Source organism: Caballeronia sp. AZ7_KS35 (assembly GCF_023631045.1).
GTDB classification, from domain to species: domain Bacteria; phylum Pseudomonadota; class Gammaproteobacteria; order Burkholderiales; family Burkholderiaceae; genus Caballeronia; species Caballeronia zhejiangensis.
Genome location: NZ_JALQDV010000003.1, coordinates 288,196 through 309,958 on the forward strand (window position 1 = coordinate 288,196; position 21,763 = coordinate 309,958).

The window sequence follows — 21,763 nt, forward strand, 5'->3', positions numbered from 1 at the left end:
GCCCGGCGGCTCGCCACGCATGCACTCGCCAGCACTTATTGCGCCGGCGGATTCAACTGCTTCTTCAGCGCTTCGAGACGGTCTTCGACGGAAGGCCCGCGATTGAGCGCGGCGAGCTTGTCGTCGAGCGCCTTGCCGGACTTCTGGTCCGCCGAATTCAGGCGCGCATCCGAGCGGGCGTTGGCGAGCTGAACCTTGTCTTCGAGCTTCTGAAAGTCCTCCGAAAGATTCTTTCCGCCAATGCCGCCCAGCGCCGTGGCCGCGGTGTCCTTCGCCTGCGCGATCTGCTGCTTCGCCTGAAGGATGTTCGAGCGCGCGTTAAGATCGTTGCGGCGCTGACGCATGTCCGTGATCTGCTGCTTCAGATGATCGACCGAAGGCACCAGCGTCTGCAGTTCCGCGGCGAGCGCGTCGCGTTCGGTTTCGGCGTTCGCCTGCGCCGCGAGGGCTTCGCGCGCGAGGCCTTCATCGCCGGACTGCAGCGCGCGCTTCGCGCCGTCTTCGTACTTCTTCGCCTTGTCGGCGGCGGCGTCGCGCTTGCTTTGCTGCGTCGCGACCTGCGCTTCGATCTCGATGAGCGAGTTTTCCGCCTTCGCGATGCTGTCGTCGAGTTCGCGCACGATCTGGCGAGCGTCGCGCGAAGGGTCCTGCATGGTGTCGGCGGCGTCGTTCAAGAGGCCTTTGACCGTGCGCGTGATGGAATCGAAAAGCGACATGTATTTCTCCTGGAGGAAGACGGCGGCGTTCACTCGATCCACGCGCCGCGCGGCTCGAATGTGAGGCGCAATGCGCGGGATTGCAAGCGCACGCGAGCTTCGCGTGCACGCCGGGTTTACCCGCTCATTAGATCATGCCGCGGCTTAACCGGGACTTAACGGAAGGTTAAGGAGTGTAACGGCGCGCCTTGCCGGAAAAGGCAGGCAGGGCGCCGGTGGCTAGCGCTCGGTGTGCGTGTCGTCGGTCAGCGAGGCGTCGTCGCCCTCATCGGCGTCATGCTCGAGTGCGTCTTCGGATGCGGGGGGCTCGGGATGCGCCTGCGCAAGCGTGCGCGCCTGCGCTGCGCGTTTGGTCGCGCTTGCGGCGGCATCGCGGGCTTCGCGTGCGGCGGCTTTCGCAGCGACGCTCTTCAGCGCGGCGTTGAGCGCATCGGGCGCTTTGGGCGCGCGCAGCCGATCGACGATGCCCGCGACCTTGATCTGCTCGCTCGTCGCGTTGAAGTTCAGCACGGCGCGCCGCATGAGCTCGCTCACGCTGATGCCGAGGGAGTCCGCTGTATTGCTGATGGCCAGCTTCTGCGCGGGAGTCACGAAAACAACGATGCGTTCGCTGGGTTTGGTCGTCATGGGCGGCTCACAAACAGTAAGGCGATCGTAACCGGACTAAGGGGACGACCGCGGCTTCGGTTCATCAAACTGCACGACATCGTTATTGCAGGCTCGCGAGAGCCGTTTCGGGAACCCGCGATCCATTCATCCATCATATCGGTTTGCGCGCGGCCGTGCGTGTGAATGGCCTCGCATCACACGCGATGAGCGTTGCGCAAAAACGGCGCGCGATCAACGACTTGTGCATTTTCTCATACGGTTGTCCACAAGGCTCTCAACACTTTCTGTGGGTAACACAACATTGGCGCGCATCTGGCGGGCTCGCGGCAATTTACTTACAAAAAAATCCTGCGCATTTTGTGGTGGCCCGCGCGAATTCTTTAAAATGCGCTGTTACCTCCGGCCGGATCCGGCCTGCACATTCGCTCGTCCCGTCTTGGCAGTCGCGTCGTTTTTCGGCGCATCGCAGCGCGGCAGCGGGCGCGCTTCATGGCGCGCCGAACGAACCCAGTCATGCCTATCATCAAACGACCCGACTCATCGAATTCCTCGCGCTACGATCGCGAACCGCGCTGGAACGACTCTCGCAACGACTCACGCAATGACTCGGGCGGCCGCGACGGCGGCGGGCGCAACGGCGGTGGCGGCCGCAATGACCGCAACGATCGCAATGACCGCGGCGGCCGGGGCCGCTCTCCGCTCGCACGCATCGCGCTCTGGTTCGCGGGACTCGCGGCCATCGGCGTGGTGATCGGCGCGCTCATCGTCGGTTATGCGCTCGTCGTCATGGGGCCGAATCTGCCGTCGCTCAATGCGCTCATCGACTATCGTCCGAAGGTGCCGCTGCGCGTCTATACGGCCGATCACGTGCTGATCGGCGAGTTCGGCGAGGAGCGCCGCAGCCTCGTGCGCTTCCAGGACATTCCCGATCAGATGAAGAAGGCGGTGCTCGCAATCGAGGATTACCGCTTCTACGATCACGGCGGCGTCGACTTCGTCGGCATCCTGCGCGCGGGCGTGACCGATCTGATGCACGGCGGCGCATCGCAAGGCGCGAGCACGATCACGATGCAGGTCGCGCGCAACTTCTTCCTGTCGAGCGAGAAAACCTATACGCGCAAGATCTACGAGATGCTGCTCGCGTACAAGATCGAGAGCGCGCTCACGAAGGATCAGATTCTCGAGCTGTACATGAACCAGATCTATCTGGGCGAGCGCGCGTACGGTTTTTCGGCTGCTGCGCGCGTGTACTTCGGCAAGGACCTGAAGGACATCACGCTTGCCGAAGCGGCGATGCTCGCGGGCCTGCCGAAAGCGCCGTCGGCGTATAACCCGGTCGTCAATCCGAAGCGCGCGAAGGTGCGTCAGCAGTACATCCTGAAGCGCATGCTCGATCTGAACTTCATCACGCGCGAACAGTTCGCTCAGGCGAGCGCCGAGGAAATTCACACGAAGTCCTCGGGCACCGAATACGGCGTACATGCGGAATACGTCGCGGAAATGGTCCGGCAGATGATGTACGCCCAATACAAGGAAGAGACCTACACGCGCGGCCTCACGGTGACGACGACCATCGATTCCGCCGATCAGGACGCCGCGTATAAAGCCGTGCGCAAGGGCGTGATGGACTATGAGCGCCGGCATGGATATCGCGGGCCGGAGGGCAATGTCAATCTGCCGTCGAACGCGGATGACCGCGCCGAGGCGATCGAAGACGCGCTCGTCGATCATCCGGACAACGGCGAGCTCGTCGCGGCGGTGGTCACGGCCGCGAGCCCGAAGCAGGTGAGCGCACAGTTCGTCGGCGGCGATACTGCGACGATCGCGGGCGACGGCCTGCGCTTCGTGGCGGCGGCGCTGCGCAACAACGCATCGAAGGCGCTAGCGATCAAGCCGGGCTCGATCGTGCGTCTCACGAAGGACGGCAAGGGCAACTGGCAGATCACGCAGTTGCCGCAGGTCGAAGGCGCACTGGTTTCGATGACGCCGCAGGACGGCGCGATCCGCGCGCTCGTCGGCGGCTTCGACTTCAACAAGAACAAGTTCAATCACGTTACGCAGGCATGGCGTCAGCCGGGTTCAAGCTTCAAGCCGTTCATCTATTCGGCGGCGCTCGACAAGGGTCTCGGACCGGCGACCATCATCAACGACGCGCCGCTGTATTTCCCCGCGGCGGGCGGCGGCGATGCGTGGGAGCCGAAGGACGATGACCAGCCCGACGGCCCGATGTCGATGCGCGTCGGCCTGCAGAAGTCGAAGAACCTCGTGTCGATCCGCATCCTCTCGTATATCGGCACGGGCTACGCGCAGGACTTCGTCACGCAGAAGTTCGGCTTCGACAAGGACAAGACGCCGCCTTATCTGCCGCTCGCGCTCGGCGCGGGTCTCGTCACGCCGTTGCAGTTGAGCGGTGCGTACTCGGTGTTCGCGAACGGCGGCTATCGCATTAATCCGTATCTGATCGCCGAGGTCGCCGATGCGCGCGGCACCGTGATCTCGCGCGCCAATCCGCTGATCGCGGGGAGCAACGCGCCGCAGACGCTCGAGCCGCGCAACGCGTACATCATGAACAGCCTGCTGCATACCGTCGCGACGCAGGGCACGGGCTCGGGCACCAACGTGTTGAAGCGCAACGATCTGCAAGGCAAGACCGGCACGACCAACGACGCAAAGGATGGCTGGTTCGCGGGCTATCAGAAGCAGCTCGTCGCGGTCGCGTGGATGGGCTACGACCAGCCGAAGACGCTCGGCAGCCGCGAGTTCGGCGCGCAGCTCGCGTTGCCGATCTGGGTCGAGTACATGGGACGCGCGCTGCGTGGCATTCCGCAGGAGCAGATGGAGCGGCCGGACGGCATCACCACGGTCGATGGCGAACTCTTTTACGCCGACCGGACGCCGGGCGCGGGATTCGTCGCGAGCATCGGGCTGGATAACGCCAATCCGATGGCGGGCGATGCCACCACGATGGGCGGCGTGGGTCCGGCGGGCATGCAGGCGCCGCCCGCGCCGCAGGTTACGACCGACGAGCGCAAGCAGATCATGGATCTGTTCAGCAAGCACTAGCGATAAAAAAACGCGCCGGACTTCACAATCCGGCGCGCTTTTCTTTGGGGGGCGCGAAACTCAGTGGCCGACCGTCGCTGCCGACTTCACGTCACAGTTCACCTTGAGCGTCGACTTGTCCGCGAACGATAGCGTGAGCGGAATCGTCGAGCCGACCTTGAGCGGCTTGCCGGGCTCTTCGAGCATCAGGTGATAGCCCTTCGGCGCGAAGTTCAAGGTGCCGTGCGCGGGGACATCGACGGAATCGACGGCCGACATCGTCGCCGTGCCGTTCTTGCTTTCCGACTTGTGCATCATCGTCATGCCGAACGCGGGCGTTTCCGCGGCCGTGAGGGTCGCGGGTTTGTCGCCGTTGTTGGCGACGGTGAAGTAGCCCGATGACGGCAGGTTCGGCGGCATCGCACGAACCCAGCAATCGCGGGCCTCGAGCGTCGCGGCCTGAGCGAACGATGCGCAGACGAGCGCGCTCGCGAGTACAGCGATTTTTTTCATTGTGTCCTCACTTGACGGTGAAGTTGTAGTGGCCTTGCGTGCGATGCCCGTCGGCCGCGAACGCGCTCCATTGGACCTTGTAGACGCCCGGCGCGAGATCGGGGAGCGCGACGCTCATGTGCTTTTTGTCGCGTGCATCGACTGTGGATTTCTCGGTGTTGACTTGCCTGCCCTGCGCATTGGTGACGATGAGCTTGCTGAAGGTCGGTTCGAGCGCTTCGCCGAAGTCGATCGCAACTTCGTGCGGGGCGCTGACGGTCGCGGCGGGGCCGGGTTGTTGCAGCTTCGGCAATGCATGCGCGAATGCGAGTTGCGCGGAGCCGATCAACGCGAGCGCGAGTGCGCTGCGCATCAACGATGATGAAAGCATGATGTGTCCTTGCGTGCCCGAAACCGTTGGGGTTTGAGGCGATGAACGAAGTCTGTGTTTGCCGATGCGAATCAGGCGAAGGCGGGCGGGGCGCGCGGTTGTGCGGCGGTGAGCGATGCTCGGCGAGGCGCGTCGGTGCGATGATTTGCGACGAAGGTTTCGCGCGGCGGGAGAAGGGCGGCCGCGCGATGCGGCGATACGGTCGGCGTGGGCGCGTGCGCGATGAGATCGCAATAAGCGCAGGCCTGCAGATGATCGACGGTGTCATGCTTTTGCGGATGCGTGTCGCGCGATGCCTGGGCATCGGTTGCGCACACGGACGCGAGCAACGATTCGATGCGCGCATGTTCGAGCGTTTGCGATGCGACGGGCGCGAGCGAGAGCAGCAGGATCGCGCATATCGCAGCGAACCCGCCGATCTTCCCGATGATGCCCCGACGCAAGTGATGCATGCCGATACATGGACGATGATGAACGAGCGATTATGCCATGCGCGTTTGGAGGCGCTTCGCGAGGGATGGGACGCATCGATTGATTGTTTTAGAAAATAGGGTGTTGCGGCAAAGTAAGCGATGACGTATAATCTTTTCTTCGACGGACGCGGGGTGGAGCAGTCTGGCAGCTCGTCGGGCTCATAACCCGAAGGTCGTAGGTTCAAATCCTACCCCCGCAACCAATATCGGCAAGCCGTCACACCATCAAACCCGCCTTTGAGCGGGTTTTTTGTTGTCTGTCTTTTCAATGCAAATACGCCTTGTCAATCGCGCGGCCAGAACCGCGCTCGTGCGCGCCCGAGTCGCATCAAGGATCAGCGAAAGGCCTGCGGCTTCTACCACCCGTTCGCCAACTAAAGGCCTGATGCGTGCAGCGCTCGGACGCGCGATCAGAAATGAATCGCTCCTTGCGGAAGCCACGACATCGATTCGAGGGGAACCTCAGTCGAACGCTCACTCATCGAGGGCCTGCTGAAGCATCCTCAACCGCGTCCTGCCATCCGGCATGAAGTCCGTGCCGAAGCGCACAAGCCCCTCGCGTCGTAGGTGACACGCCATCGTGAAGCTCAATAGCATGCCCGGCTCGGGCTTGTTGATCTCGATGTCGATCGCCCTCAGGCGTGGCTCGTACTCGAGCAACGTCGACTCGATCTCGGTTTTCAACTTATGCGCAGAAGCCGGCAAGTGCCGGTATATCTCGGACAGATCGTCGAGCCCATACCCGGGCAAATGCGCGAGCGCCTTGCGACGGCTGTTGAGAATCCGCTGGATGTTGTCCCGCACCGAATAGAAAGTCTGCTCTTCGGGCGAGTGATCGATGATCGCCGTTCCGTCCGCGAAGTGTCCGGTGATCCGCTCGAAGAGGCCGGGTCCCGCGCGCATCATCGTTTGACCTCGTGTTTCATGCCTGCGCTCCTTTCATTGCGTCATGCGGGCAACGGACGCATCCAGCCACGCATTGATTCCAAACCAGATCAGCCCGACCACTACGCAAGCGACTGCGATGCCGGCGAGCGGAGAGATTCGCTGCGTCCACGCACGCATAATTGGCGCTTTGACGATGACGGAGCCATCATCCTTCTGCTGCCTCTGCTCGACACGAAGCTGAGCATCGATGGCCCGTCGGAGGCGAATTTTCGCGTCGTCGCCTTCGAGGGCGAGTCTCCCCGTGAAACCGAGATCCAGCACCGCGCCGAAGATCGCGAGCAGCGCAAGCACCGGCCTGGGGTCTCGCAGCCGCTCTCGGATTCGCCGCACGAGTTCTTCGCCGGCATCGTTGGTCTCGAACTTCTCCAGCTGCAACGGTCGGCGTTCCCAGTCCTCGCGTTCATCGCCTCTTAGACTGTTCAAGGCCGCTTCGTCGAGCAGCGCGCACTGGGCGTATCGGGCGTCCTCGATCACGTCTTGCGGATACCCTCGTGCTTTGAGTTCGGCAGTCAGGGCATCGATTTGAGCTTTGCACGTCGTTTTCAAATCGTCCGCAGACTTCTCTATGCTTTCGTCGGCAAAATCCGCGACCGTGAGCGCCGTGTCGCGCAGCGCCACCGGCAGCAGATCGATGTCGACATTCAATGTCATGCTGTTCACGTCGGTAGCACCGCATAAAGTTCGAGCGAAACATCGGGAATTGAGGCAGGCACGTAGAACCGACACGCGCGCGCATCGATCATGCGTTTGAAAGCCGGGTGCGATGCATCGAGCGCGAAGTACTGGTTCTCGATGCGTACCGGAATCGCCGCGGGCAGACGCGCCATGGGTTTGATCGGAATGCCGGAGAGCGCCGAATTGACGATCTGTTCGACTTCATCGGGCGCGCCCGCCTTGCAGAGTCTCGGGAACTGCTCGATGAGTGCATGAGCGGGCAGCGCGGCCTGCACCGAGAGGTAGTAATCCGCATCCTCGACGAGCCGCTCGTCTTCGATCTGGCCGGTCCAGACCGTGCCGCGCACGCGCTCTAGTGCGATCGGCACCACGCGCGATGGGATGACCGTATCGAGCAAATCGCGAATGAGCGACTCCAGCTCCGCGAACACGGGCTCCGGTGCGCGATGGTCGTAGGCGGGGAGCGCCTGCAACGTCTCCGTCGTGGAGAAAGTCAGAAGCGAACCCGCCAGCCGCGAAAGCAGCGCATAGAGCCGCTCCGGATGCTGATTCGGTGCCTGCACCAGCCGCGCGAGTTCCGGCCAGGACGAGTTCACGCTGTGCAGCAGCCAGAAGAGCGAGACGTCTGCGACCGCGTAGTCGGCGATCTGGTCCGAACGTTCGCGCCGGCGTACCGCCAGGCTCGCGCTCTTCGCGCTGAGGATTTCCGACAGGCGCTTCACGCGTGTCGTCAACATCGTATTGGCCGACAAGAACAGGCACGGCGGCACGAAGGCCGCATCGAGTTCGAAGCGTCCCTGCGCATTGCGGATAAAGCGCGCAACCGGGCACGTCACGTAATCGCCGCCCGCCTCGAAATCGAACAGCAACGAGACGGCGTGGCGTTCGACGCTGATTTCTTCCTTACCTTCGCCGTACAAATCAGCGACGTGCAGATACTCCCGCACGAACCGGCGTGGCCGGGCGGGTTTCGCCCCAGGCTCGATGCAGTTGCCGCCTTGCGCATCGACGAGCGCCACACCCGCGAGCACCGTTATCGCATCGTATTGCGAGCCGACGTCATCGAGACTGCGCGCGGCCGGGAGCCAGTCGGACGTGTCGCTGTCGATGAGCGTCCCATCGGGCAAGCGCAGTACCAGCTTGGTGAACTGCACACGATCGATGCCCAGCGCCTGTTTGTCGACTGCCACGTCGATCACGCCCCAAGGATCGGGGCTCGCCATCTCGGCGATGCGCGCGTTCGCGAACTGCTCCCACAACGCTTGTTGCTGGAAGTGCTGCGGCGTCATAAAGACGCCTTGTGCCCATAGGGGTCTCGTTATTTTCATAAGGTTGAAGGTCTTGTTGTCGCCGGGAGCGCGTTTCGACACACTTCCGCCGGATTGAACGGGTTCAATTCTTCGCCCTGGGCATCTGCGAAGTGAGCGAGAGACCGATGTCCATGCCCTCGATCTGGAAATGCGGCACGATAAAGAGCTTCATGCGAAAGAACCCCGGGTTGTCCTCGATGTCTTCCACCTCCACGCGCGCCTCGCGCAGCGGGTGCGAGGCCTGCAAGTCGTCGCCAGGCGCGGTCATTTCGGTGACGAGCGTCTTGACCCAGGTGTTGAGCTCGAGCTCCAGCAGCCGCCGGTCCTTGGTCGTACCGATGTTCTCGCGCTGGATCATCTTCAGATGATGCGCGATTCGCGAGAGCAGAAAGATGTAAGGCAAGCGGGCATTGACGCGGCTGTTGGCGCTCGCTTCCTTGGTGTCGAAGTCCTCGGGCTTCTGAACGGAGTGCGCGGAGTAGAAGCACGCATCATCGTGATTTTGGAAATGCGACAGCGCGATCAGACCGATATGAGCGAACTCGAACTCACGCGTCTCGGGCACGAGTGCATCGGTGCGAATCTTGGCGAGATTGCCGGCGCCGAGCGCGTACAGTTGCGTGGGCAGGTTCTCGACGATCCCGCCCGCGCGCGGCCCGCGGATCTGGATGCACCAGCCGTTGCGCACGAAGCTTCGCACGAGATTGGTGGCGAAAGCGAACGACGCGTTTGCCCAGAGATATCCGGCGCCATTCGAATGGTTCACCGCCTCGGTGTAGTTGAATGAGCGCACCGGAGTCGTATCAGCACCGTACGGAAGACGCGCCAGAAAGCGCGGCAGCGTCAGACCCAGATAACGCGCATCGTCCGTCTTGCGCAGACTGTTCCATCGAAAATATTCGGCGCGTTCGAAATGGCCGCGCAGGTCGCGAATTGCGACGACATCTTCCATTGATGCCTTGCCGAAGAATTCAGGCGACACCGCGCCGATGAACGGCATGTGTGCGGCGGCGGACACTTTCGAAATGTCGCGCAACAGCGCCATATCCTGCGGGCTGCGATCGAATGCGTAGTTTGAGATCAGAGCAGCGATCGGCTGGCCCCCCGGTGTGTCGTATTCCTCGGTGTAGGTGTGTCGGAACAGGCCGCTCTGAACGACGTCGGGTGCGTCTTCGAAATCCCGCCGCAGCGTTTCCTTGTCGACGTCGAGCACTTCGATGTGCACATTCTTGCGAAAGTCTGTGTGGTCGACCAGAAACTTCAAGCCCCGCCAGGCCGCTTCGAGCCGCTGGAAGTCAGGGTGATGCAGGATCGCATCGAGTTGATCGCCGAGCCGTTGATCGACACTCGCGATCTCCATGTCGATGTGCAATTCGGATGATCGCTGCGGCGCGGAGGCAGATCGATCGGACGCGTCAATGACCGCGTGCGAAGTGAGGTGTCGAGAATCGGACGGAATATGCACCAACATGCTTGAATATGCTTTAAGCGCGGTAACGAGAGCAATCGCCTAGAGACGAGACCGCGTGCCGTTAATTCGATGAGGCGGCAACGTATATCACGTCCGAACGTGAGATGCTATCGCGCTTTGAGAAAGATCAGGAATACGGATAACTAAGACATTTCCCCCTTACAGATCGATTGCCAATGAGCTATGGTCCGATGCCAATGGCGCATCCATGCGAAGACTGATCACCGCTTGCTTTCTGGCAAGCATCGATAGCATTGCAGAGAAAGGAGTGTATGACCATGTCCAGCTTATTGGACGCAGCAGAGCGGATCACGAGCCTGGTGACGGGGCGTCAGTCGCAGCACCTCGAAGTGCCGAGCGCAGACAGTGCGGCGCTCCTGTCAGTGACGGCGCATCATATCTCGGAGAAGATGGGCGAGCCAGTGGTCTTGACGGTCCTCGTCTCCCACCCCCGTGCCATTTCCCGTCGCGACTATCTGAACCAGGAGGCGAGCTTTTCGCTGACCGCCGATGACGGTACCACGCGTAAGTGGTCTGGGTTCATCTCGTCATTCTCAAGAATCAAGACGACAATCTAAAAAGCCTGTTAAGAACAATGAAAAAGCTGCAGATTGACCTGCTTGTTGTACTCGTTCTCGCTTTGCTTGTCACCGGTGCGGTCCTGATCTGGGGGGAGGCTTTAGGACTTACGACCCCGGATGCGAGAGGTGTTGCGTTGATCGGTGTGGCCGTTGGCGCGCTTTTCATTGCGCTCGTCGTTTCGTTTGATGGACTAACGCGTTGGTCGGGCGCTGCGCGCAGATTGAAAAAATGCCTGCACTTAAACCAAGCTGCAATGCAGGGAACGACGCAGGCAAGTGTGTCGGCCGTTCCTGAGAAACGAAACGCTGCAGGTACGTTAAATCCGCTTCATCGTGTTCTGCGGGAGCGCAATGGCCTTCGTTGGCGCTTTCGCCAGTCTTGGCTATTGCTTGTCGGACAGGAGGCGGTAGTCACCCGTCTGCTGCCGGAGCTGACGAAGTCTGAATGGTCGATCAAAGATGGAGTTGTTTTGTTGTGGGGCGAAGTCTCGTCCGACGGACAGATCGACGAACAAAGGCTACGTGAGATTCGACGGATGCGGCGCGGGCGTCCCGTCGACGCAATCGTACTTGCAATCGACGGTGCGGTGCCGCTACCGACTGCATCAGGAGGCGGAACGGGTTGGGGGACGACGCTTGCTGGAATCGCTCGGAAATCGCGCTGGTCGGCGCCGATTTACCTGCTTGATCTCGATGGCAGCGATAGCGCAAGAGCCGTCACGCCCGTGATGGGCTGCGAGTTCGTGGATTCGGGCGATCAGGCCGCGATCGAAGCCGCTTTGCTGACTCTGCGCAATCGGCTCGCGGATCTCGGCGCGAAGCGGATCGGACAAAACCGCCGAGACCGCTTCGCATCCGAACTTTCGAAGCGTCTTGGTACGCGCGCCTCAGCGTTGGCGCAGTGGATCGCCGATCTTTCGACTTGGCAGCGCCACCCGCTGCCGGTGGTAGGCGCGTTCTTCGCGCCGTGGCCGGTTACCGATGCAAAAGAAGATGGTGCGGCGCACGGCATCAACCTTTTGCTGTGGCGACATTTTGCGGAAGCCACTCGACAACGCAAGGGCCGTCGAACGGGCCTGCATCCGGTGACGGTATTCTCCGTCGCGGCGCTTGGCGCGCTCGGCCTCTGGAGTGCGGGCATGGTGCTCTCGGGCATCTCCAACGCCCACCAGATCGTGCAGACCAGCGAGGCGCTCGCAGCGTTGAAGCAAGCGCCCGACACCGCCGCACGCCTGCGCGCGCTGATGGCGCTGCAGCAGCGCATCGGCTTTTACGAATACCGCACGCAGCATCACGCACCGCTCTTCTCCCGCTTCGGCCTGAGCCACGACCGCGAAGCGCTCGCAGCGCTCTGGACGCCCTACGCCCGCGAAAGCCGTGCGCTGCTTGCCGCCCCGATACAACAGGACCTCGAGGCGCGGTTGGTCGATCTCGGCCAGATGCCGACCACGCAGGTCGACGATCAACTCACGCACGTAGCACAGGACGGTCAAGGGGCGCTCAAAACATATCTGATGATGTCCTTCCACTGCTTCTTCGGAATCAACAGCTTCCACACGCCGTTGCTGCTCGGCGAGCGGAAGAACGCCACTACGCCAACGTACTCGGCGTCCTTCTGCATCGGCTCGGCAACGCTCGCGCTCGCGCCCGGGCGCAGCACGACGTCCTTGGTGGCGACGAGATGCCCGGGGTCGGCACTGGCTTCAGTTCGAACCGGTACGACGGCTCGCCCTGAGCGAGCAGATGGGCCGCGATGCGTTGCAGCGTATTGATCGCCTTCAGGAACGCCGGATCGACGGCGCGTGCGGCGCTGCTTGTACCGGTGGCGGCTGGCACCGGCACCCATTGGTCGCCCTGTAACTGGATCACGCCCGCGAGTTGCGTGGCGAGGAACGTGTCGATGAGCCCGCCTTGCGGACGCAGAAAACGCGCGAGTTCCGGCAGCGAGGCGTCGTTGACGGTACTCGCGAACGGATAGCGTCCCGCGAACGAGCGGTTCCAGTTTGCGACGATGGTGTCGTTCCACGCATCGTTCAGACTGGCCTGTGCCGGTTCGAGCACGGTTTGCGTCGCTTGCGACACGGGGCGCACGAATAACTCCGCGCCCATGCCAGCCCATTGCTCGCCGAGACTCGCGGCGATCAGTTGCGCGTAGGCGAGCGTGTCGGCCAGATCCGAACCCTTGCCGAGAAGGAGCGACTGCGCCACCTGTCGCGCCTGCTCGTCGGAGTCGGGGCTGTCGCTGATCTGTTGCAGCTTCAGGCGCAGGCTCGTGATGCGTTCGGTGAAGCGTTCCAGGCTCAGGTCGCTACGGGCACTTGCGCTAACGTTTGCGTTCGATTGCGCAACGAGGCGCAGCACCGGACCGAACGTTGAGCCCAAGGGTCCCGCCGGATCGGGTTTGGCGGCTTGCGGGGCGTCGTCCTTCTTGCCGAGGATGTTCTGCGCCTTGTTCACCAGCGTATCCGAGAGCGAGTCGCGCTGTGCGCCTGCCCCGCCCTGATAGTCGAGCGCCTTCATCAACGCGATCAGGGGCGACTGACGGGCATCGGCGATCAGCTTCAGTTGGCTGATGGCTGCGGGCAACGTCGTCGCCGAATCACAGCGCAGGCTGTTCATGAACGACTGCCAGTGCTCGGCGTAGTCGGCGAAATAACGGGCGCGCAAGGCGGTGCGCAGCGCTTCGGGCGTTTGCGCCGATGATGTCTTGTTGCCCTGGCTGACATTGCCCAACACCGATCCGGTGAGAATCAGTGTGCAGAGCAATCTGCTCGTGCTCGAAGGTGCGGATCCGAAAGCCGTGAAACGCGATGCGCCGCAGCAGTCCGTATCGAACGCCGGGGCGGCTGCCGCGTCGGCGGCGTCGAGTGTCTCGGGAGCCGCCGCCGCGAGCAAAGCGGCGGCGCAGAGCGTCAACACGGCGACCGACGCGCTCACAAGCGCCAAAGCGAGCGCAAGTTCGCTCTCGACGAGCGCCGGCGGGTTGCTTTCCAAATGACAATTTTCGCAGCGCCCCTCGGAAGAGTGATCCTTAACTCGTCAACTGCATGCTCAGGCAGACGAATTCGGCTGGCCCGCTGTAGCCCGCTACGCGCGAGCATTGCAACTTCATGAAGTGAGCGATGCCGGCGCTGATTTTGAGCGATGTCGAGCCGCTGTCGAAACGTGAGCCTGATCGCATTACCGTATAACCTGATTTCGTTGCCTTGCCTGGTGAGTTTGGGCCAACCGAAACTGAGAAATGGCTTCCAACCGAGATATGGAAGTCATGAAGCAGAGCCGATTCACGGAAGAACTGATGGTCACGATGCTGCGCGAGACAAACAAGGCGTCGGTCGTAGGTGGCTGAGAAACCCGCTGTGTCCGCAATGCTCGCAGACGACACATTCGCTGTCGCGCAGGCAGCGTCCGTCGCGTTCGGTTTCTGGGGTCGCAATCAGCCTGGTCAGTCAGGCTTTTCGCATCAACGTCGTCCTCGACTTCCAAATCCCAAGTCGCATTTCCACTCCTTCACGACCAACGCAGACATCGCGCCTTCCCCCACGCGTGCGAAAATCTCCTCCACACCCACCATCTTCGCTTCAAGCACGCCAAAGGACCCGTCCATGGACATTCCCCACGTTCTGCAAGCCATCGCGCATCAGGAGCACACGCTCGTGTTCCCGCAATTTCACTCGGAACACGCGTGGCAAATCGGTTCGCAATTGCGCGAGATGGCGCTGGCGCGCGATGCGGCCATCGTCATCGATGTGCGTACCTTCGGGCGCCAGCTTTTCTACGCAGCGCTCGACAACACCACACCCGACAACGCGCGCTGGGTCGAGCGCAAGTCGCGCACCGTCGAGCATTTCCGCCGCAGTTCGTATGCGATCGGCCTCACGCTGCAACAGGCCGGCACGACGCTCGCGGACAAGTACACGCTCGATCCCAAAGCGTTCGCGACGCACGGCGGCGCATTCCCGCTGCGCGTGCAGGGCGCGGGCGTGATCGGTTCCGTCGCGGTGTCGGGACTTCCGCAGCGCGATGACCATCAGCTTGTGGTCGAAGCACTATGCGCCGTGCTCGGCCAGAACTTCGGCGACCTGTCTCTCGGACGCGACTAAAAGAGAGCCCCGACGCCGATGCGCTCAACCGCTTATGTGCTTCTCGCCATCGCGATCGTCGCCGAAGTCATCGCGACTTCCGCGCTGCGCGCCTCCGATGGCTTCACGCGCGCGCTGCCCGCTGCGATCGTCGTGGCCGGATACGGGTTGTCGTTCTATCTGCTGTCGCTGACGCTGCGCGCGTTGCCGGTCGGCATCGTGTATGCGGTGTGGTCGGGCGCGGGCATCGTGCTCATCACGCTCGTCGCAGCGCTGCTCTTCAAACAGACGCCCGATCTGCCCGCGATGCTCGGCATGGGTCTCATCGTCGCCGGCGTGGTCGTGCTCAACGCCTTCTCGAAGATGAGCGCGCATTGATGCGCTTTACTTGCAACGCACGATCATCGAACGGTTCTTGACGTTCGCGGAGACCACGTTGCTGATGCCGCCGCCGGTCGGGCCGCCTTCCTCGTTGTCCTTCGACACGATGTCGTAACCGGTCGCGCCGCATTTCTTGCCGGCGAGCACGTAGCAGCTCGCCCAGCTCGATCCGGCGTCGGCGCCGCTGCAGTTGACCGCGTAGCCGGTCTGTCCATCGGGCAGATTGATGAGCGATGCTTCGTTCGACGACGCGCACGCGCCGAGAGCCGAGATCGCGACGACAGCGCCGAGCGTCGCGACGCGTGCGGAGATACGGCGCAAGCGCCGACCGGATTCCTTCATCTTTACCTCGTGAGAGCGAATTGCGATGCGCGCCGCAGTGCCTCGAGCTTCGCGGCGAGGGCGCGTTTTTTGAGAGACGCATTGTCCCATACGCGCCTTACGCGACACGTAAGCGGTTGTTAGCGCAACCCGCGCGGGCGCGATGCTTGCGATCAAACCGTGAGAGCGCCCGTATGCGCGTCAAGCCGCCCGATGAACTATTTTCCGGATCGCGCGCCTTATTCATCTGGCGTTTCGGTTGAAATTGCCGCCGATATCGGCGAAAACCGGCGCATGCGCGGCCAATTGAACGGAGGCAAAACCATGGCAGAACGAGTCACGGGGCCATATCGTGGGTATTACATCAGCGCTTCGGCGCGGCTCGTGCAGTCGCACGGCGAAAACGACGGTGAAGCGCCGATCTATGTCGGCTCGGTGAGCCTCGCGCGCGGCGGCCCGGACGATGTCCATCGTTTCGAAGCGCTCGTCGATCTCGGTCCCGAGCGGCGCTTCGCAACCGAAGACGAGGCGCTCGCACACGTCGAGCAGGCCGCGCGCGAATACATCGACCGCTTGCTGCAATCGACGTAATGCGCCCCGTTCATCTTCGACATACCGTGCTGTACGACGTCGCGAACAGCCTGATCGATCTGTTTCCGAGCGGCGCGGACGTCGCGGAAATCGGCGCGGAGCCGACGCCGGCGCTTTTCGTGAGCTGGCGCACGGGCGGCGTCGCGAATCATCCGGGCAATGTCGCGTGGGGCGTGCATTACCGATTCGACGCGCAAGTGTTGCGCGACTATCCGCATCTGTCGCTGGATGCGCGTCAACGCGTGTGCGACCGCGTGCGCGAAATGAGCCGGCTGCTCGACTTCAACTATGCCGATCCGCTTGCAAGCTCGCTGCTCGTCGTCGATGTCGACGAATCCGTGCTCGCGGCATGAGCGGCGCGGCGCTGGACCGCCCGGCGCGAGCGCGAGTACCATAGTCGCCGAATCGATTCGTGCGATCGTTCGCGGCGCCGCGAGCGGACCCGCATCGAACGCAGCGATAGAAGTGATTTCAGCGCTTGAACGTCTTCAGCAACGAGACAATCATGAATATCCGATTCCTTCCGGACGCGCCCGATTACCGCGATTCCAACCTGACCGTCGAGTTCGCCGCGATCGTAGATGGCCGGCGCGTGCCGTGCGCCATTTCGGTCGAAGCGCTCGAAGATCACTTCGGCGCGCAGACCTATGACAGCGCCGGCTGGATCGACGCATTCGATGCGGGCCGCACGCGCATCGAAGCGGTCGCGCGGGAGCATCTGCGCGTGACCAACGGCATGCCCGTGCTCCTGAAAAGCGGACACTTTCCGCCGGGGCGCGTCACCGTCTGACGCACCTTCGTTCATCTCTTACACGGCGCGATGTAAGACCTGCATCGCGCCGCCTCTTTATTCGCGCGGGACACGCCGCGCCTCCTTCCGCGTGATCGCGCAACGGAGTACCATCCATCTATTCGCCGCACGCGATGCGATTCGCTCGGCACATTACTTGCTCAACGCCATGCGCTTGGGCGGTCAAATATAAAAATCGCGCGGGGTCGTCATGCTTCAATCCTTTCTTCACTCACTTGTCGAGTCCAATGCGCTATGGCTCATCTGGGCAGCCGTTGGTGTGCTGATTCTTGCGCTGTGCATCGTGTTCGCGTCGGTCGTGCTGCGCGACTCGGACGAGCCGCTTTATCGCGCGGCTTCGCGACGGGACGACGACGGCAAGATGACCGTCTGAGCGCGCGCCCGCGCGTCGCAATTTGACTTCGAAAGAGGCGGTGCCGACAATGCCTCGCATGGGTTCGCAAGAGCGCCGCACGGAGCAAAGACGCGAGCAGCGCGAGGCGCTGCGCGAGCGCATACTCGAGGTCTCGCGCGAGATCGTGAAGCGCGAAGGCTTTGCATCGCTATCGATGAGAAAGCTGGCCGAGGCGATCGATTATTCGCCCGCCGCGCTCTATCTTCACTTCAAGAGCCGTGGCGATATCGCGCGGGCGTTGCGCGTGGAAGGGCACGCGAGTCTGCGCGACGCGTTCCTCGCCCATACATCGATTGCAGATCCGGCCGCGCGCCTGAACGCGATGGGCCGCGCGTATGTCGAATTCGGGCTGGCCGAGCCCGAGACGTATCGGCTGATGTTCATGGAGCACACGGATTCCGCGCAGGCAGTCGCCGAGGCCCAGCGTAAAGGCGACGATCACGCGGCGGAGCAAGGCGCGGCGACGCTTTCGCTGATCGCGGACGCGTTCGCCGAATTGCGTGCCGCCGACCGGCTGCCCGCGCACGCCGCGCCGCTCGCGTGCGCGGAAGGCCTGTGGGCGAATCTGCATGGCATCGTCGCGCTGAAGCTGACCGGCGCGGCGCTGCCCGAGACGCCGGCCACGACGCTCGTCGAGTTGTCGCTCGACGCGTGGTTCGCGCCGGCCAACCGAACCGAACCTCGATTCATCTCAGCGAATCGACCCGACACTTCAACACGATGACCACCGAAGACATCCGTATCGACACCGCCAACGGCATCGGCTTCATTGCGCTCGATCGTCCGAAGGCACTCAACGCGTTGACCCCGCCGATGCTGCGCGCGATCAGCGAGGCTTTGCGCGCCTGGCGCCACGATCAGGCGATCCGCGCCGTCATCGTCTATAGCCCGCACGTGCGCGCGTTTTGCGCGGGCGGCGATATCCGCTTTCTGTACGAGTCCGCGCAGGCGGGCGACCGGGCGGCGATCGACGCGTTCTTCACCGACGAATACAAGCTCAATCACGCGATCTTCACGTTCCCGAAGCCGTATGTCGCGGTCGTGAACGGCGTCGTGATGGGCGGCGGCATGGGCATCTCGCAGGGCGCGCATCACACGGGCGGCCTGCGCGTCGTCACGCAATCGACGAAGATGGCGATGCCCGAGACGCGCATCGGTCTCTTTCCCGATGTCGGCGTGAGCTGGTTCCTCGCGCGCACGCCCGGGGCGATCGGCCGTTATCTCGCGGCGACGGGCGCGAGCCTTTCCGCCGCGGACGCGCTGTACGCCCGCATGGCGGACGCTTACCTCGACGACGGCGCGCTGCCGGGCCTCATCGAATCGCTCAGGCATCAGCGCTTTCTCGATGGCGTCGAGATCGTGCGCTTCGTGCAGAACGAAACGACGAAGTACAAGGTCGCGCCGATTCCCGAGAAGGGCGAACTGGCCGCCGCGCGCACGATGATCGACAAGCACTTCGCGGCGGGCAACGGCGCGTCGATCCTCGCGTCGCTCGAACGCGAGGCGGACATCGGCAACGACTGGGCGAAACGCACGGCCGCCGAGCTGCGCGAGCGCTCGCCGCTGTCCGTCGATGTAGCGTTGCAGCAGGTCGATCGCGCGAAATTCTCGACGATGGCCGAGACGCTGCGCCGCGATCTCGATCTGACGCGCACGATGTTCGAGCGCGGCGATGTGCTGGAAGGCATCCGCGCGCGCATCGTGGACAAGGACAACGAGCCGCGCTGGAAGATCGCGCGCGCCGAGGATGTGAACGCCGCCGATGTCGATCGCATGTTCGAAAGCGCGTGGACGCCCGCGGCGCATCCGCTGCGGCTGTTGAAGGACTGACGCTGTGAAAAGCGGCCCGCGCGGGCCGCTTTCGTTTCCGGCGGCGGGTCAGTGCGGCTCGTGACCCGCCATGAACGCGCGCATGAAGACGAGCGCGCCCCAGCCCCAGATCGCATTGGCGATGAAGTTCGGCGCGAGACGCGGCAGCATGTTGCCGCTCGGCCAGATGCCGCGGGCCGGATCGATGACGAATACGCCGACGGCCGTCAGCACGATGCCGCCGAACACGAGCGCGCCGATCCAGGGCGCGCTGCGCTCGGGCGCGACCCGCAGCAGCCACGCCATCAGCACGCCGAAGATCGAACTCCACAGCGCATTCGCGATGAATTCCGGGATGCCGAGCGGAACAAACGGTGCGGTGGAAAAGCCGGCCGGATCGACGAGACCCGCTGCGTGCAACAGCGCCAGGGTCGATTCGCGAAAAAAGAGTGCGGCGAGAAAACCGGAAACGAACGGCAGAATGACTTTTTGCATTGGCTAGACCGCTTGGAGCATGAGCACGCGGTAGGCTCCGATTATCGTGACGAGCGCCATTATAGTGGCGTCGCGCGTGCTTCCAGCGCGGGTTCGGGGCCGTTGCGGGTTATTTCGCGATCGCGTCGCTCGCGGGGCTGTGATGCAGCATGCGATCGCTGTTCTGCGGCGGATTCGGGCGCTTCACCGGCATGTTGTCGGGATTGTCGGGGCGGGTGGCGCTCGCGGACGGCGCGCCGGGTGCGCCCGGCGGCTTGACCATTGAGGCACTCTCGTCGGGGCGCGCGGTCTGGGCTTGGGTCGCGAAGGTCGTGGCGAGGAGAAGGGCGGCTGTTGCGAGGTGATGTCGGGACATGATGAGTCTCCGCCAAGGGGAGACTTTCGATGTGCACGGCGCGTGCCCGAGGGGCGTCCGAATCAGAAGCCGCAAAGCAAAAAGCCCAGTCATTCGACTGGGCTTTTTGCATGAATTCTCGGTGGGGTGGCTGATGGGACTCGAACCCACGACGACAGGAATCACAATCCTGGACTCTACCAACTGAGCTACAGCCACCACTGTTACCGCGATCTCGACTGCTTCAAAACCGCTGCAGCAATCAAGAAGCGAGATTATACGAACAATGATTGCGCTTGCCTAGTCCCTTTTAGCATCTTTTTCCGACGGCCACGCATCATGCATCGAGCGCTTCCACCGCCTCGCGTAGGTGAGCCCGCGCTTCATCGAAAATCGTCAGATCGCCCTTCGCGAGACGGCGATTGTCGGACAGTACGCGACGCCATCCGCGCGCGCCGGCCACGCCGCGATACAGCCCGAGCGCATGCCGCGTCACCGCGCCGAGATACGTGCCGCGCGTCAGTTCGCCGCGTGCATAGTCGATGAGTCCCGCCTCGATTTCTTCGCGCGACGGAACCGGCGTATCCGCGCCGTAAAAGCGCGTGTCGACGCCGGCGAGCACGTACGGATTGTGATAAGCCTCGCGCCCGAGCATCACGCCGTCGACGTGCTTGAGATGCTCCTCGACTTCATCGAGCGTCTTGATGCCGCCGTTGATCGAAATCTCAAGTTGCGGAAAGTCGCGCTTCAACCGATACGCATATTCGTACTTGAGCGGCGGAATCTCGCGATTCTCCTTCGGGCTCAAGCCTTTGAGGATCGCGTTGCGCGCGTGCACGATGAACACTTCGCAGCCGGCATCGGCGATCGTGCCGACGAAATCGCGCACGAACTCATATTCCTCGACGGTGTCGACGCCGATGCGATGCTTGACCGTTACCGGAATCGACACCGCGTCGCGCATCGCTTTCACGCAATCCGCGACGAGCTGCGGCTCCTTCATCAGACAAGCGCCGAACGCGCCGCGCTGCACGCGCTCGGAAGGGCAGCCGCAATTCAGGTTGATCTCGTCGTAGCCCCATTGCTCGCCGAGCTTCGCGCTTTTCGCGAGATCGGCCGGCTCGCTGCCGCCGAGCTGCAGCGCAACGGGCGCTTCGGCGGGTGTGAACGCGAGATGCCGCGCGACATCGCCGTAGAGCAGCGCGCCCGTCGTCACCATCTCCGTGTAGAGCCACGTATGACGCGATACCAGCCGATGCAGGGACCGGCAATGGCGGTCGGTCCAATCCATCATAGGTGCGACGGAGACGCGGCGGGGACTGATCTTCGATACGGCTGACATGGGCGACGGCGGCCGCACCTTCATGCGAACCGCTTGAATTTCAAGGGGAATCCGCGATTTTACCGCAGCGCGGCAGTTTGTTCGCGCCGGCTGACCGTTTCGCCCGCGCAAACGTCAGCCGCCTTCGTCCAACAATGCTAGGATTTCGAGATCACCCCAACGACGGCATCGGAGGCAGACATGGCTACTTTGGCGATCGACGGTGTGCGCTGGGTCAACGACCGCGTGACCAGCGTGCGCTGGGGCAGTTTCGATCCGGCCACGAACGACTGGGCCGCGCCCACCACCATCGTGGATGTCCAGCAGGTCGTGGACGCCATCAAGAGCGGCAAGGAAGTCCGCACGCTCTTCAAGCTCGGCGGCCGCGCCTTCCTCGGCCCGAAAGTCAGCGCGCTGCCTTACACGAACGGACACATCGGCATCGAAGCGCGCGTGCAGGACGGTCAGATCGAGAAATCGCTCGAAGACTTGCCCGCCGTCTGACGATGCCGTTGA

The 21,763-nt window shown here is 62.8% G+C and carries 24 protein-coding genes, 2 tRNA genes and 3 pseudogenes; 13 read left to right on the top strand and 16 right to left on the bottom strand.

Annotated features, from left to right (window positions below; translation table 11 throughout):
- Positions 1–35: 35 nt before the first annotated feature.
- Positions 36–716: a PspA/IM30 family protein gene (locus tag NCT05_RS07470; RefSeq protein ID WP_008349976.1), complete on the bottom strand. Its 681-nt coding sequence runs from the start codon at positions 714–716 to the stop codon at positions 36–38.
- 219 nt (positions 717–935) lie between these two features.
- Positions 936–1,343 carry a plasmid mobilization protein gene (locus tag NCT05_RS07475; protein WP_008349975.1) on the bottom strand — a complete coding sequence of 136 codons (408 nt, stop codon included), beginning with the start codon at positions 1,341–1,343 and terminating at the stop codon, positions 936–938.
- 495 nt (positions 1,344–1,838) lie between these two features.
- Here NCT05_RS07475 and NCT05_RS07480 point away from each other — a divergent pair, with 495 nt between their 5' ends.
- Positions 1,839–4,388: a penicillin-binding protein 1A gene (locus NCT05_RS07480; RefSeq protein ID WP_244808038.1), complete on the top strand. Its 2,550-nt coding sequence runs from the start codon at positions 1,839–1,841 to the stop codon at positions 4,386–4,388.
- Between the two features lie 60 nt (positions 4,389–4,448).
- On the opposite strand, the gene NCT05_RS07485 is transcribed toward NCT05_RS07480, so the two are convergent.
- The 3 genes from NCT05_RS07485 to NCT05_RS07495 all read right to left on the bottom strand — a co-directional run bounded on the left by NCT05_RS07485 (position 4,449) and on the right by NCT05_RS07495 (position 5,702).
- Positions 4,449–4,880, bottom strand: coding sequence for a copper chaperone PCu(A)C (locus NCT05_RS07485; protein WP_008349971.1), 432 nt, complete (start codon positions 4,878–4,880; stop codon positions 4,449–4,451).
- Between the two features lie 7 nt (positions 4,881–4,887).
- Positions 4,888–5,250 (bottom strand): copper resistance CopC family protein, encoded by a 363-nt coding sequence (locus tag NCT05_RS07490; RefSeq protein ID WP_250502001.1) that lies wholly within the window; start codon positions 5,248–5,250, stop codon positions 4,888–4,890.
- 71 nt (positions 5,251–5,321) lie between these two features.
- A complete protein-coding gene (locus NCT05_RS07495) occupies positions 5,322–5,702 on the bottom strand; it encodes a DUF2946 domain-containing protein (protein ID WP_008349967.1) in 381 nt (126 codons plus the stop codon).
- Positions 5,703–5,849: 147 nt separating this feature from the next.
- On the opposite strand from NCT05_RS07495, the gene NCT05_RS07500 reads away from it, so the two are divergent.
- Positions 5,850–5,926, top strand: a tRNA-Met gene (locus NCT05_RS07500).
- 271 nt (positions 5,927–6,197) lie between these two features.
- Here the strand turns inward: NCT05_RS07500 and tssE are convergent.
- The 4 genes from tssE to tssC all read right to left on the bottom strand — a co-directional run bounded on the left by tssE (position 6,198) and on the right by tssC (position 10,127).
- Complete coding sequence (gene tssE / locus NCT05_RS07505; protein ID WP_244808114.1) at positions 6,198–6,626, bottom strand: type VI secretion system baseplate subunit TssE; 429 nt, start codon at positions 6,624–6,626, stop codon at positions 6,198–6,200.
- A 36-nt stretch (positions 6,627–6,662) separates the two neighbouring features.
- A complete protein-coding gene (locus NCT05_RS07510; protein ID WP_244808039.1) occupies positions 6,663–7,322 on the bottom strand; it encodes a DotU/TssL family secretion system protein in 660 nt (219 codons plus the stop codon).
- A 5-nt stretch (positions 7,323–7,327) separates the two neighbouring features.
- A complete protein-coding gene (gene tssK / locus NCT05_RS07515) occupies positions 7,328–8,674 on the bottom strand; it encodes a type VI secretion system baseplate subunit TssK (RefSeq protein WP_250502002.1) in 1,347 nt (448 codons plus the stop codon).
- Between the two features lie 64 nt (positions 8,675–8,738).
- Positions 8,739–10,127, bottom strand: coding sequence for a type VI secretion system contractile sheath large subunit (tssC, locus tag NCT05_RS07520; protein WP_284507482.1), 1,389 nt, complete (start codon positions 10,125–10,127; stop codon positions 8,739–8,741).
- A 278-nt stretch (positions 10,128–10,405) separates the two neighbouring features.
- On the opposite strand from tssC, the gene NCT05_RS07525 reads away from it, so the two are divergent.
- On the top strand, positions 10,406–10,705 hold the full coding sequence (locus NCT05_RS07525) for a phage late control D family protein (RefSeq protein ID WP_250502004.1): 300 nt from the start codon (positions 10,406–10,408) through the stop codon (positions 10,703–10,705).
- Positions 10,706–11,952: 1,247 nt separating this feature from the next.
- Positions 11,953–12,171 (top strand): annotated as a pseudogene (locus NCT05_RS07530) (ImcF-related family protein); the annotation flags it as partial.
- Positions 12,172–12,230: 59 nt separating this feature from the next.
- Here the strand turns inward: NCT05_RS07530 and NCT05_RS07535 are convergent.
- Together NCT05_RS07535 and NCT05_RS07540 are read right to left on the bottom strand one after the other, a co-directional pair.
- Positions 12,231–12,389: pseudogene (locus tag NCT05_RS07535) on the bottom strand (type VI secretion lipoprotein TssJ); the annotation flags it as partial.
- A pseudogene (locus NCT05_RS07540) lies at positions 12,386–13,414 on the bottom strand (ImcF-related family protein); the annotation flags it as partial. The pseudogenes NCT05_RS07535 and NCT05_RS07540, both read right to left, overlap by 4 nt.
- An 899-nt stretch (positions 13,415–14,313) precedes the next feature.
- On the opposite strand from NCT05_RS07540, the gene NCT05_RS07545 reads away from it, so the two are divergent.
- Both NCT05_RS07545 and NCT05_RS07550 read left to right on the top strand, forming a co-directional pair.
- Positions 14,314–14,811: a heme-degrading domain-containing protein gene (locus NCT05_RS07545; RefSeq protein ID WP_034473617.1), complete on the top strand. Its 498-nt coding sequence runs from the start codon at positions 14,314–14,316 to the stop codon at positions 14,809–14,811.
- Between the two features lie 18 nt (positions 14,812–14,829).
- Positions 14,830–15,168, top strand: coding sequence for a DMT family transporter (locus tag NCT05_RS07550; protein WP_008349954.1), 339 nt, complete (start codon positions 14,830–14,832; stop codon positions 15,166–15,168).
- 6 nt (positions 15,169–15,174) lie between these two features.
- Here the strand turns inward: NCT05_RS07550 and NCT05_RS07555 are convergent, their stop codons facing one another.
- Positions 15,175–15,513: a hypothetical protein gene (locus tag NCT05_RS07555; RefSeq protein WP_008349952.1), complete on the bottom strand. Its 339-nt coding sequence runs from the start codon at positions 15,511–15,513 to the stop codon at positions 15,175–15,177.
- 303 nt (positions 15,514–15,816) lie between these two features.
- Here NCT05_RS07555 and NCT05_RS07560 point away from each other — a divergent pair, with 303 nt between their 5' ends.
- The 6 genes from NCT05_RS07560 (at position 15,817) to NCT05_RS07585 (ending at position 19,118) form a co-directional block, all read left to right on the top strand.
- Positions 15,817–16,083 carry a hypothetical protein gene (locus tag NCT05_RS07560; protein WP_033535792.1) on the top strand — a complete coding sequence of 89 codons (267 nt, stop codon included), beginning with the start codon at positions 15,817–15,819 and terminating at the stop codon, positions 16,081–16,083.
- Positions 16,083–16,436, top strand: a complete 354-nt coding sequence (locus NCT05_RS07565; protein ID WP_008349948.1) for a hypothetical protein — start codon at positions 16,083–16,085, stop codon at positions 16,434–16,436. The genes NCT05_RS07560 and NCT05_RS07565 overlap by 1 nt, the downstream gene beginning before the upstream one ends.
- A gap of 152 nt (positions 16,437–16,588) precedes the next feature.
- Positions 16,589–16,873: a DUF1488 family protein gene (locus NCT05_RS07570; RefSeq protein ID WP_008349946.1), complete on the top strand. Its 285-nt coding sequence runs from the start codon at positions 16,589–16,591 to the stop codon at positions 16,871–16,873.
- A gap of 211 nt (positions 16,874–17,084) precedes the next feature.
- On the top strand, positions 17,085–17,267 hold the full coding sequence (locus NCT05_RS07575) for a hypothetical protein (RefSeq protein ID WP_008349944.1): 183 nt from the start codon (positions 17,085–17,087) through the stop codon (positions 17,265–17,267).
- Between the two features lie 49 nt (positions 17,268–17,316).
- Positions 17,317–18,012: a TetR/AcrR family transcriptional regulator gene (locus tag NCT05_RS07580; protein WP_239294967.1), complete on the top strand. Its 696-nt coding sequence runs from the start codon at positions 17,317–17,319 to the stop codon at positions 18,010–18,012.
- The gene (locus NCT05_RS07585; protein ID WP_034473621.1) at positions 18,009–19,118 is read left to right on the top strand and encodes an enoyl-CoA hydratase/isomerase family protein; all 1,110 of its coding nucleotides are present in this window, start codon (positions 18,009–18,011) and stop codon (positions 19,116–19,118) included. Before NCT05_RS07580 ends, NCT05_RS07585 begins: the two co-directional genes overlap by 4 nt.
- A gap of 48 nt (positions 19,119–19,166) precedes the next feature.
- Here NCT05_RS07585 and NCT05_RS07590 read toward each other — a convergent pair whose 3' ends face one another.
- From NCT05_RS07590 to dusA, 4 genes are all read right to left on the bottom strand, one after another.
- Positions 19,167–19,592 (bottom strand): hypothetical protein, encoded by a 426-nt coding sequence (locus NCT05_RS07590; RefSeq protein WP_008349938.1) that lies wholly within the window; start codon positions 19,590–19,592, stop codon positions 19,167–19,169.
- 109 nt (positions 19,593–19,701) lie between these two features.
- A complete protein-coding gene (locus NCT05_RS07595; protein WP_033535750.1) occupies positions 19,702–19,947 on the bottom strand; it encodes a hypothetical protein in 246 nt (81 codons plus the stop codon).
- 122 nt (positions 19,948–20,069) lie between these two features.
- Positions 20,070–20,145: transfer RNA gene (locus NCT05_RS07600), tRNA-His, on the bottom strand.
- Positions 20,146–20,263: 118 nt separating this feature from the next.
- The gene (gene dusA / locus NCT05_RS07605) at positions 20,264–21,268 is read right to left on the bottom strand and encodes a tRNA dihydrouridine(20/20a) synthase DusA (protein WP_250434634.1); all 1,005 of its coding nucleotides are present in this window, start codon (positions 21,266–21,268) and stop codon (positions 20,264–20,266) included.
- Positions 21,269–21,448: 180 nt separating this feature from the next.
- Between dusA and NCT05_RS07610 the strand changes: the two genes are divergently transcribed.
- Positions 21,449–21,751: a hypothetical protein gene (locus NCT05_RS07610; protein WP_008349936.1), complete on the top strand. Its 303-nt coding sequence runs from the start codon at positions 21,449–21,451 to the stop codon at positions 21,749–21,751.
- Positions 21,752–21,763: the final 12 nt, after the last annotated feature.

Bases quoted from the DNA above. Each gene is read 5' to 3' on its own strand.
- NCT05_RS07470 (WP_008349976.1), bottom strand. From the start codon at position 716: ATGTCGCTTTTCGATTCCATCACGCGCACGGTCAAAGGCCTCTTGAAC.
- NCT05_RS07475 (WP_008349975.1), bottom strand. From the start codon at position 1,343: ATGACGACCAAACCCAGCGAACGCATCGTTGTTTTCGTGACTCCCGCG.
- NCT05_RS07480 (WP_244808038.1), top strand. From the start codon at position 1,839: ATGCCTATCATCAAACGACCCGACTCATCGAATTCCTCGCGCTACGAT.
- NCT05_RS07485 (WP_008349971.1), bottom strand. From the start codon at position 4,880: ATGAAAAAAATCGCTGTACTCGCGAGCGCGCTCGTCTGCGCATCGTTC.
- NCT05_RS07490 (WP_250502001.1), bottom strand. From the start codon at position 5,250: ATGCTTTCATCATCGTTGATGCGCAGCGCACTCGCGCTCGCGTTGATC.
- NCT05_RS07495 (WP_008349967.1), bottom strand. From the start codon at position 5,702: ATGCATCACTTGCGTCGGGGCATCATCGGGAAGATCGGCGGGTTCGCT.
- tssE (WP_244808114.1), bottom strand. From the start codon at position 6,626: ATGCGCGCGGGACCCGGCCTCTTCGAGCGGATCACCGGACACTTCGCG.
- NCT05_RS07510 (WP_244808039.1), bottom strand. From the start codon at position 7,322: ATGACATTGAATGTCGACATCGATCTGCTGCCGGTGGCGCTGCGCGAC.
- tssK (WP_250502002.1), bottom strand. From the start codon at position 8,674: ATGAAAATAACGAGACCCCTATGGGCACAAGGCGTCTTTATGACGCCG.
- tssC (WP_284507482.1), bottom strand. From the start codon at position 10,127: ATGTTGGTGCATATTCCGTCCGATTCTCGACACCTCACTTCGCACGCG.
- NCT05_RS07525 (WP_250502004.1), top strand. From the start codon at position 10,406: ATGTCCAGCTTATTGGACGCAGCAGAGCGGATCACGAGCCTGGTGACG.
- NCT05_RS07545 (WP_034473617.1), top strand. From the start codon at position 14,314: ATGGACATTCCCCACGTTCTGCAAGCCATCGCGCATCAGGAGCACACG.
- NCT05_RS07550 (WP_008349954.1), top strand. From the start codon at position 14,830: ATGCGCTCAACCGCTTATGTGCTTCTCGCCATCGCGATCGTCGCCGAA.
- NCT05_RS07555 (WP_008349952.1), bottom strand. From the start codon at position 15,513: ATGAAGGAATCCGGTCGGCGCTTGCGCCGTATCTCCGCACGCGTCGCG.
- NCT05_RS07560 (WP_033535792.1), top strand. From the start codon at position 15,817: ATGGCAGAACGAGTCACGGGGCCATATCGTGGGTATTACATCAGCGCT.
- NCT05_RS07565 (WP_008349948.1), top strand. From the start codon at position 16,083: ATGCGCCCCGTTCATCTTCGACATACCGTGCTGTACGACGTCGCGAAC.
- NCT05_RS07570 (WP_008349946.1), top strand. From the start codon at position 16,589: ATGAATATCCGATTCCTTCCGGACGCGCCCGATTACCGCGATTCCAAC.
- NCT05_RS07575 (WP_008349944.1), top strand. From the start codon at position 17,085: ATGCTTCAATCCTTTCTTCACTCACTTGTCGAGTCCAATGCGCTATGG.
- NCT05_RS07580 (WP_239294967.1), top strand. From the start codon at position 17,317: ATGCCTCGCATGGGTTCGCAAGAGCGCCGCACGGAGCAAAGACGCGAG.
- NCT05_RS07585 (WP_034473621.1), top strand. From the start codon at position 18,009: ATGACCACCGAAGACATCCGTATCGACACCGCCAACGGCATCGGCTTC.
- NCT05_RS07590 (WP_008349938.1), bottom strand. From the start codon at position 19,592: ATGCAAAAAGTCATTCTGCCGTTCGTTTCCGGTTTTCTCGCCGCACTC.
- NCT05_RS07595 (WP_033535750.1), bottom strand. From the start codon at position 19,947: ATGTCCCGACATCACCTCGCAACAGCCGCCCTTCTCCTCGCCACGACC.
- dusA (WP_250434634.1), bottom strand. From the start codon at position 21,268: ATGTCAGCCGTATCGAAGATCAGTCCCCGCCGCGTCTCCGTCGCACCT.
- NCT05_RS07610 (WP_008349936.1), top strand. From the start codon at position 21,449: ATGGCTACTTTGGCGATCGACGGTGTGCGCTGGGTCAACGACCGCGTG.